The sequence below is a fragment of the Nonomuraea longispora genome (genome assembly GCF_004348345.1).
In the GTDB taxonomy this organism is placed as follows: domain Bacteria; phylum Actinomycetota; class Actinomycetes; order Streptosporangiales; family Streptosporangiaceae; genus Nonomuraea; species Nonomuraea longispora.
The window spans coordinates 1-9,601 of record NZ_SMJZ01000276.1 but is presented as its reverse complement, the minus strand read 5'-3'; the positions used below and the strand labels follow the sequence as shown (position 1 = coordinate 9,601).

General features: G+C 72.6%; 8 protein-coding genes. 7 read left to right on the top strand and 1 reads right to left on the bottom strand.

The features are described from left to right. On the bottom strand, positions 1-800 hold an 800-nt coding region (locus E1267_RS40370; RefSeq protein WP_132341052.1), incomplete at its 3' end, for an SPFH domain-containing protein. Positions 801-892: 92 nt separating this feature from the next. Between E1267_RS40370 and E1267_RS40365 the strand changes: the two genes are divergently transcribed. The 7 genes from E1267_RS40365 to E1267_RS40335 all read left to right on the top strand — a co-directional run. Further along, positions 893-1,720, top strand: a complete 828-nt coding sequence (locus E1267_RS40365; protein WP_132341050.1) for a class I SAM-dependent methyltransferase — start codon at positions 893-895, stop codon at positions 1,718-1,720. An 11-nt stretch (positions 1,721-1,731) separates the two neighbouring features. Further along, positions 1,732-2,640, top strand: coding sequence for a lysylphosphatidylglycerol synthase domain-containing protein (locus E1267_RS40360; protein WP_246064614.1), 909 nt, complete (start codon positions 1,732-1,734; stop codon positions 2,638-2,640). Positions 2,641-2,738: 98 nt separating this feature from the next. After that, complete coding sequence (locus E1267_RS40355; RefSeq protein WP_132341048.1) at positions 2,739-3,857, top strand: glycosyltransferase family 4 protein; 1,119 nt, start codon at positions 2,739-2,741, stop codon at positions 3,855-3,857. Positions 3,858-3,874: 17 nt separating this feature from the next. Further along, positions 3,875-4,969 (top strand): mannose-1-phosphate guanylyltransferase, encoded by a 1,095-nt coding sequence (gene manB, locus E1267_RS40350; protein ID WP_220449912.1) that lies wholly within the window; start codon positions 3,875-3,877, stop codon positions 4,967-4,969. A gap of 31 nt (positions 4,970-5,000) precedes the next feature. Next, positions 5,001-5,897: a DNA-3-methyladenine glycosylase family protein gene (locus E1267_RS40345; RefSeq protein ID WP_132341046.1), complete on the top strand. Its 897-nt coding sequence runs from the start codon at positions 5,001-5,003 to the stop codon at positions 5,895-5,897. 49 nt (positions 5,898-5,946) lie between these two features. Further along, the gene (locus E1267_RS40340; RefSeq protein WP_132341044.1) at positions 5,947-8,532 is read left to right on the top strand and encodes a bifunctional FO biosynthesis protein CofGH; all 2,586 of its coding nucleotides are present in this window, start codon (positions 5,947-5,949) and stop codon (positions 8,530-8,532) included. A gap of 73 nt (positions 8,533-8,605) precedes the next feature. Further along, positions 8,606-9,601: substrate-binding domain-containing protein (locus E1267_RS40335; protein WP_246064612.1), on the top strand; the 996-nt coding region annotated here is incomplete at its 3' end.

The window sequence follows — 9,601 nt, the reverse complement described above, 5'->3', positions numbered from 1 at the left end:
CCCATGCCCAGCCCCATGCCCTCGCCCGCCCCGCCGGCGTTCTCGAGCGCTTCGGCGGCCTGGAACCTGGCGTACTGCCCGAGGTCGCCCACGATCCCCATCTGCGAGCGTTTGTCCATCGCCTGCTCCACCTCGGGCGGCAGCGAGATGTTCTCGATGGTGAAGGTCGGGATGGCGATGCCCACGCCCGCGAGGTCGGCCGTCAGCACCTCCGAGAGCCGCCGGCCCATCTCGTGCTGCCTGGAGGCGAGGTCGAGCAGCGGGACGCCCGCGGTGGCGAGGGCGTGGGCGAGCCGCCCCACGACCATCTGGCGCAGGTAGCCCTCCACCTCCTCGGTGCGGAACCGCGGGTCCGTCCCCGCCAGCTCGCGCAGGAGGGCACGGGCGTCGATCACCCTGGCGGCGTAGGCGCCGAACGCCCGCAGCCGCACGGGCCCGAACTCCGCGTCCCGCACCATGATCGGGTTCTGGGTGCCCCACTTGAAGTCCGCGAACTGGCGGGTGCTGACGAAGTACACCTCGGCCTTGAACGGGGAGTGGAAACCGTACTTCCAGCCCTTGAGGGTGGACAGGATGGGCAGGTTGCGGGTCTCCAGCGTGTACGTCCCCGGCGCGAACGCGTCGGCGATCTGGCCCTCGTTGACGAAGACGGCGACCTGTGACTCGCGTACGACGAGCCGGGCGCCCATCTTGATCTCGTTCTCGTAGCGGGGGAAACGCCAGACCAGGGTGTCGCGGCTGTCGTCGAGCCATTCGACGATGTCGATGAACTCGCCTCTGATCTTCTCGAAGAACGCCACTTCGCCCCCGTTCGTCGGTGTTGAGCCAGGTCGGCCACCGTACCAAAGCGGCTTGACATCGAATTGGCGCCGAGGTCGGTACTGTGGCCACCGTGGTGAAGCAACGGGTCGCGCAGCTCGAATACAGCGAGTTCCAGTCCGCCATGCTCGACGAGGAGAAGCGGAGGCGGAAGGCCGCCAAGATCATCGCGGTCATCGAGCACTTCAACGGGCCGCTCGGCGGGCTGACCGTGGGAGACGTCGGCTGCTCGGCCGGGTTCATCGCCGACGAGCTCGCGCAGGCCGGGGCCAGGCACACCCTGGGCGTCGACATCGACGTGCCGGGCCTGCGCAAGGCGGCCGACCGGTTCGGCGAGCGGGTGGCGTTCGTCTGCGGCGACGGCACGGCGCTGCCGTTCCCCGACGGGTCGGTCGACGTGCTGGTGTTCAACCACATCTACGAGCACGTGGTCGACCCCGACGCGGTGGTCGCCGAGATGCACCGGGTGCTGTCGGACGGCGGGGTGCTCTATCTCGGGCTCGGCAACCGGCTCGGCGTCATGGAGCCCCACTACAAGCTGCCGTTCCTGTCCTATCTGCCGCCGGCGGCCGCCGACCGCTACGTGCGGGCGTCCGGCAGGGCCGACCACTACTACGAACGGTTCCGCACCCGCCGCGGCCTGCGCAGGATGTTGCGCGCCTTCCACGTGTGGGACTACACGTTCCCCGTGCTGGCCACGCCCACCAGGTTCGCCGGGTCCGAGCTGTTCCCCGGGGCGCTCGGCAGAGTGGTGAAGGCGGTGCTGGCCAGGGCGCCGCGCGCCGTGCTGCGGCTGCTGCTGCCCGTCGTGCCGACCTACCTGTGGGTGGCCACCAAGACGCCGCGGCGGCCCGCGGGCGCGGCGCTGCCGCAACCGCCCGAACCGGTCCGCCCGCTGTGAGCGCGACCGGCGTGAGCGACGGCTCGGCCGGCGCGGGCGAGGAGGCGGCCCGCCCGAGGCGGTCCATGGTGCGGACCGCGACCAGGTACGCGTTCCTGCTCATCGCGTTCGGGTTCGGCGGATGGGCCGTGGCCGGGCAGTGGGACGACGTGCTGGCCGGATTCGCCGGTCTGTCGTGGCCCGCGGTCGGCGGTTCGCTGGTCATGGTGGTCGCCGCGCTGCTCGCCGCCATGCTCATCTGGCGCACCCTGCTGTCCGACCTCGGCTCCCCGCTGCCGCTCAGGGCGGCGGCCAAGGTCTTCTTCGTCGGCCAGCTGGGCAAGTACATCCCCGGCGCGATCTGGCCCGTGCTGGCGCAGATGGAGATGGGCCGCGACCTCGGCGTGCCGCGCTCGCGCAGCGCGGCGGCGTTCTTCCTGATGATGCCCGTCCAGCTGGCCACCGGCCTGCTCGTCGCGCTGGTCACGCTCGGCTGGGACCGCTACGGCTGGCTGCTGCTGTTCCTCCCCCTGCTGCTGGTCCTGCTCGAACCCAAGGTCGTCAACGGCGTGATCGGCTACGCCCTGCGCCGGCTCAAACGCGAGCCGCTCGAACGCCCGCTCACCCGCCGCGGCATGCTCGCCGCGTTCGGCTGGGCCCTGGCCGGCTGGACCGCGTACGGCGTGCACTTCTTCTTCATCGCCCCTCAGGGCGGGCTGCTCTTCGCCATCGGCGCCTTCGCGCTGTCGTGGTGCCTGGGCATCCTGACCTTCGTCGTGCCGGCCGGCGCGGGGGTGCGGGAGGCCGCCATGGTCGGGGTGCTGTCCCCTCATCTGGCCGCCGGCCTCGCGATCGCGGTGGCGCTCACGTCGCGTGTCGTTCTCATCGTGGGGGACCTGATCTGCGCCGGAATGGCCGGAATCGCCGCACGTCGCGACTAGGTGTGATTTGGACCACGATTTAGGGGACGCTGGTCATAAGCTGAAGGTGAGAGGGGGACGCCAGTCCCGCGTTGATCTTGAGGGGAGAAGATCTTCGTATGCCTCGAGTGCTCATCGATGCGGCAGCGGTCCCCGCGGACCGCGGCGCGTTGATCCGATATGTGGACGGGCTGGTGGCCGGGCTCGACCGGGCCGGCGCGGACGTGGCGGTGGTCTGCCAGCGGTCGGAGGCCGAGCGATACCGCAGCCTCGCGCCCTCGGCGCACGTCATCGCCGGGCCGGTCGCGATCACCAACAGGGCCGCCAGGCTCGCCTGGGAGCAGACCGGCCTGCCGCTGCTCGCCCGCAAGGCCGGCGCGGACGTGATCCACGCCCCCTACTACTCCATCCCGCTCGGCTCCGGGCTGCCGACCGTCGTGACGGTGCACGACGCCACCTGGTTCACCGAGCCCGACGAGCACCGGCCGCGGGCGTCGTTCTTCCGCTCGGCCACCCGTACGGCCGTGCGACACGCCCGGCGGGTGATCGTGCCGTCCAAGGCGACCAGGGACGAGCTGGTGCGCGTGCTCGCCGCCGACCCGACCCGCGTCGACGTCGCCTACCACGGCGTCGACCTGACGCAGTTCCACCCGCCGTCCGAGGAGGAGATCCGCCGGGCGGCCCTGCGCTGCGGGCTGCACGGTCAGCCGTACGTGGCGTTCCTGGGCGCGCTCGACCCTCGTAAGAACGTTCCCAACCTGGTCCGCGGCTTCGCCTCGGCCGTCAAGACGCTGGAGCGGCCGCCCGCGCTCGTGATCGGCGGCGGCGGCATGCACGACGACGACGTCGACGCCGCGTGCCGTGAGGTCGAGGCCACCGTCAAGGTCGTGCGTCCCGGCTACCTCGGCGCGTCGGACCTGCCGGGGTTCCTGGGCGGCGCGCTCGTGGTGGCCTTTCCCTCCCGGGGCGAGGGGTTCGGGCTGCCGGTGCTGGAGGCCATGGCGTGCGGCGCCCCCGTGCTGACCACCCAGCGCTCCTCGCTGCCCGAGGTCGGCGGCGACGCGGTCGCCTACACCGAGCCCGACGCCGACAGCATCGCCGCGGCGCTCGGACAGCTGCTCGCCGCGCCCGCGCGCAGGCGTCGACTGCGGGAGGCGGGGCTGGCACGCGCCCGTGAATTCACCTGGGACGCCTCGGCCGAGGCGCATCTCAGCTCCTATCAACGCGCGATCGAATAGTTCGGTAACCTCACGGAATGATGACGAGCTCATTGCCAGACCTCGAGGCGATCCTCCTGGTCGGGGGGCAGGGCACGCGCCTGCGCCCGCTGACACTGGGCACGCCGAAGCCGCTGCTCCCGACCGCTGGAGTGCCGTTCCTGGCGCACCAGCTCGCGCGGGCGCGATCGTTCGGCGTTCGCCGGATCGTCTTCGCCACTTCCTACAAGGCGGCGATGTTCGAGCCCGCCTTCGGTGACGGGTCGGCATTCGGGCTCTCGCTCGAGTACATGACGGAGGAGACGCCTCTCGGCACCGGCGGCGCCATCCGCAACGCCGCCGAGGCGCTCACCTCGGGCCCCTCCGACCCCGTGCTGATCCTCAACGGCGACATCCTGTCCGGGCACGACATCGGCGATCAGGTGCGCACGCACCTCGCGCGGCAGGCCGCTGTAACGCTCCATTTGACAGAAGTGGACGATCCCACCCGATTCGGATGCGTACCGACCGACGCGTCGGGACGGGTGACCGCGTTCCTGGAGAAGACCCCCAACCCCGTGACCAACCGCATCAACGCCGGCTGCTACGTCTTCACCCGGTCGGTGATCGACTCGATCCCGCGTGACGAGGTCGTGTCGGTGGAGCGGGAGACGTTCCCCGGGCTGATCGAGTCGGGGGAGGTCGTGCTGGGCTACGCCGACCGCACCTACTGGCTCGACGTCGGCACGCCCGCCGCGTTCGTGCGCGGATCGCGGGACCTGGTGCTGGGCCGGCTCGGCTCGCCCGCGCTGCCCGGTCCGGCGGGCGAACACCTGGCGCTCGACGGGGCACGGGTCTCGCCCGAGGCCAAGGTGCAGGGCGGCACCGCCGTGGGCGCGCGGGCCGTGGTCGGCGCCGGCGCCTCGGTCGTCGGCTCGGTGCTGCTCGACGACTGCGTCATCGAGCCCGGCGCCCTCGTCACCGACTCCGTGGTGGGCACGGGCGCGCGGGTCTGCGCGGGCGCGGTGGTGCACGACGCCGTGGTCGGCGACAGGGCCGTCGTGGGGCCGGGCAACGAACTGCGGCACGGTGTACGCGTCTGGCCCGACGTCGCGCTGCCCGAACGCGCGGTGCGCTATTCCAGCGACGTCTGAGACACCGCCCGCCCGCGGGGAGACTGTAACGGTGAAGGAGCGCAGGTGGGAGCCCGGCGGGCCGCTCGACGTGGGGCTGGCCCTGCAGCCGCACCGGCGCGGCGGCGGCGACCCCACCTGGCGCACCGGCGGCGACGGCGCCGTGTGGCGCACGTCCAGGACCCCCGACGGGCCCTGCACGCTGCGGGTGAGCGTCGAGGGCGGCCGCGTGCACGGCCGGGCGTGGGGTCCGGGGGCCGACTGGGCGCTGGAGACGCTGCCGGCGCTGCTGGGAGGCCATGACGACCTCGCCGGATTCAGCGTCAGGCACGAGGTGCTGGCCGAGGCCGTCCGCAGACATCCGGGGCTGCGGATCGGCAGGACCGGTCGCGTCATGGAGGCCCTCGTCCCCGCCGTGCTGGAGCAGAAGGTCGTGGGGCGGGAGGCGTGGCGGGCCTGGCGCTGGCTGCTCACCCGCTACGGCGAGCCCGCGCCCGGTCCCGCGCCCGACGGCATGCGGGTCGTGCCGGAGGCGGCGGTGTGGCGGCAGATCCCGAGCTGGCACTGGCACCGGGCAGGCGCGGAGGCCGTACGCGCCAGGACCGTCGCGACCGCCGCCTGGCACGCCGCCAAGCTGGAGGCCGCCGCCACCACCGAGGAGCTCGACCGGCTGCTGCGGGCGCTGCCGGGCGTCGGGGTGTGGACGTCGGCCGAAGTGCGCCAGCGCGTGTTCGGCGACCCTGACGCGGTGAGCGTCGGCGACTTCCACCTGGCCAAGCTCGTCGGCTACGCGCTGACGGGGGAGAAGACCGACGACCAGGGGATGTTGCGGCTGCTGGAGCCGTACGAAGGGCATCGGCACCGTGCGACGGTGCTGGTCTGGCTGAGCGGGCTGCGTCCGCCCGCCCGCGGGCCGCGGATGCCCGTGCGCGACTACCGGGCGTTCTGAGCCGCCCCTGGGTGCGAGCGGCGAACTCAGCTCCACGTACTGTGCCCTTATGAGTCTCGTCAGCGATTCCGCGCTCCGCCGTGCTCTCGCCCGTGCCCGCGACGGCAAGGCCATCGACGTCACCGAGGCGACCGTCCTGCTGCACGCCCGGGGCGAGCGCCTCGACGCCCTGCTCGAGCACGCCTCCCGCGTACGCGATGCCGGGCTGGCGGCCGCCGGCCGTGAGGGCGTCATCACCTACAGCAAGAAGGTGTTCATCCCGCTGACCCGGCTCTGCCGGGACCGGTGCGGTTACTGCACGTTCGCGACCGCGCCGCACAAGCTGGACTCGCCGTTCCTGAGCCCCGACGAGGTGCTGGAGACCGCCCGGCAGGGCGCGGCGATGGGGTGCAAGGAGGCGCTGTTCACGCTGGGCGACCGGCCGGAGGACCGCTGGCACCAGGCCCGCGAGTGGCTCGACGCGCACGGCTACGACGACACGCTGTCGTACGTGCGGGCCATGGCGATCAGGGTGCTGGAGGAGACCGGGGTGCTGCCGCACCTCAACCCGGGCGTGCTGAGCTGGCGCGACCTGCAGCGGCTCAAGCCCGTCGCGCCGTCCATGGGGATGATGCTGGAGACGACGTCGCGGCGGTTGTTCGAGGAGAAGGGACAGCCCCACCACGGGTCCCCGGACAAGGACCCGGCCGTGCGGCTGCGGGTGCTGGAGGACGCCGGCCGCAGCGGCGTGCCCTTCACGACGGGCATCCTCATCGGCATCGGCGAGACGGTGGAGGACCGGGCGGAGTCGATCTTCGCGATCCGGCGGGTGGCCCGCGAGTACGGCGGCGTCCAAGAGGTCATCGTCCAGAACTTCCGCGCCAAGCCCGACACCGCCATGCGCGGGCTGCCCGACGCCGATCTGCGGGAACTCGCGGCCACCATCGCCGTCGCCCGCCTCGTGCTCGGGCCCCGCGTCCGCCTCCAGGCGCCGCCGAACCTGGTGGACGCCGAGTACGCGCTCATGATCCGGGCCGGCATCGACGACTGGGGCGGGGTGTCGCCGCTCACGCCCGACCACGTCAACCCGGAGCGTCCCTGGCCGCAGATCGACGACCTCGCGGCGCGCACCGCCGAGGCGGGCTTCCGGCTGCGGGAGCGGTTGACGATCTACCCCGAGTACGTCCTGGCGGGAGAGCCCTGGCTGGACCCGCGGCTGTCCGGGCACGTGGCCGCCCTGGCGGACCCGGACACGGGCCTGGCCAGGCAGGACGCGGTCCCGCGCGGGCTGCCGTGGCAGGAGCCCGACGGGGGGTTCAGCGCGTCGGGACGGGTGGATCTGCACGTCGAGGTCGACACGACGGGAAGGACCGGCGACCGGCGGGACGACTTCGACCACGTCTACGGCGACTGGACCGCACTCCGCGACCGCCTCGACGGGGAGCCCGCCGGAGCGCGGGACGGCTCCGGCCGCTCCGCCGCCGTGACGCCCGGCGAGGTGCGGGCGGCGCTCAGACGGGCCGAGGCGGATCCCGCGGGGCTGACGGACGCCGAGGCGGTCGCGCTGCTCGGGGCCGAGGGCGAGGCGCTGGACGAGCTGGCCGCGATCGCCGACGGGCTGCGCAGGGAGGCGGCAGGGGACGACGTGACCTACGTCGTCAACAGGAACATCAACTTCACGAACGTGTGTTACACCGGCTGCCGTTTCTGCGCGTTCGCCCAGCGCAGGACCGACGCCGACGCGTACACGCTCAGCCTCGACCAGGTGGCCGACCGGGCGCAGGAGGCGTGGGAGGCGGGGGCGACCGAGGTGTGCATGCAGGGCGGCATCCACCCCGACCTGCCTGGCACGGCGTACTTCGACATCGCCAGGGCGGTGAAGGCGAGGACGCCGGACATGCACGTGCACGCGTTCTCCCCGATGGAGGTCATCAACGGCGCGAGCCGGACGAACATGTCGGTGCGCGCCTGGCTGGAGGCGGCCAGGGAGGCCGGCGTCGACTCGCTGCCGGGGACGGCGGCCGAGATCCTCGACGACGACGTGCGGTGGGTGCTGACCAAGGGCAAGCTGCCGGCCGCGGAGTGGGTCGAGGTCATCACGACGGCGCACGAGGTGGGCATCCCCACGACCTCCACCATGATGTACGGGCACGTCGACAACCACCTGCACTGGGTCAGGCACATCAAGCTGATCCGCCGGCTCCAGGAGCGGACCGGCGGGTTCTCCGAGTTCGTGCTGCTGCCGTTCGTGCACACCAGCGCCCCCATCTACCTGGCCGGCCTGGCCAGGCCGGGCCCCACAGCGCAGGAGAACAGGGCCGTGCACGCCCTGGCCAGGCTCCTGCTGCACGGCGCGATCGGGAACATCCAGTGTTCCTGGGTCAAGCTCCAGGACGACCTGTGCCGTCAGGTGCTCCAGGGCGGCGTGAACGACCTCGGCGGCACGCTCATGGAGGAGACCATCAGCCGCATGGCCGGCTCGGAGAACGGCTCGTACAAGACCATCAGCGAGCTGCGGGAGATGGTCGGGGTGACGGGCCGCCCGGCCAGGCAGCGCACCACCGAGTACGGGACCCCGCCGGCGGAGCGGCTGCGTGCCTCGCAGGCGAGTGACGGGGTGTGCCAGAGCGTCAGGAGGGCCCTGCCGATCGCCTAGCTATAACATGTTCTAGCAAGGCTTGCGCCCGCCACGGGAGGCGCTGGGATCACTCCGCGGAGAGAGGTTCACCGTGCGGTTGGGTCGGCACCATGCCGCGCTGCCACCGCAGCAGCGGCGCAGGAAGGCGCTCCGGCGGGGTGTGCTGGCGACTCTGGGGGCTGTGGCGATCGTCGTGGCGGGCGTCGTCGTGGCGCTCGGCGGCGGGGCCGTCCTGTGCAGCGCACGAGAGCCTGTTCTGGTCAGCGTGGCGGCCGCGGCCGACGTGGCGCCCGCGGCGATGGAGGCCGCGGGGCGCTTCAACGAGACGAAGACGGCGGTCGGCGGCCGGTGCGTGCTGGTCCAGGTGACCGAGCACCCGCCGGCCACCGTCCTGCGCACGCTGATCGGCGACCGGGCGGGCGTGCTGCGCGAGCGGCCCGACGGCTGGATCGCCGACTCCTCCGCGTGGATCAGGCTGGCCCGCCAGCAGGGCGCGAGCACGCTGCCCGCGGGCGAGAGCGTGGTGGCCACGTCGCCGCTCGTGTTCGCGACCCGCCAGTCGCTGGCCGGACGGTTCTCCGTCGGCGGGACCGAGATGAACTGGCGCATGGTCTTCCCCTCCACCGTGCGCGGGCGGCTGACACCCACCGAGGACGAGCCCGACATCGTACGCGTGCCCGACCCGTCACTGGCCGGGGCCGGCATCGCCACGGTGGCCGCCGCCAGGGACGTCGTCGGCACGGGCCCGGAGGCCGACAAGGCGCTGACCGCGTTCGTACGGTGGGCGCAGGCCGGTTCGGCGCCCGACTACCACAGCCTGCTGGACGCGGTCGACGACCGCACGTTCTGGCAACGGCCGGTCGTGATCGTTCCCGAACAGTCGGTGCACCGGCACAATCTGCGTGGTTCGGACGACCCGCTCGTGGCGCTGCACCCGCGTGAGGGCACGATCACCCTCGACTATCCGTACGTGGTCACCGCCACGGATCCGGCGGTCGCGGAGGCGTCGGCGGCCTTCGCCGGCTGGCTGGAGGGGCCGCAGGCCCAGGAGATCGTACGGCGGGCCGGGTTCAGGTCGGGGGACGGG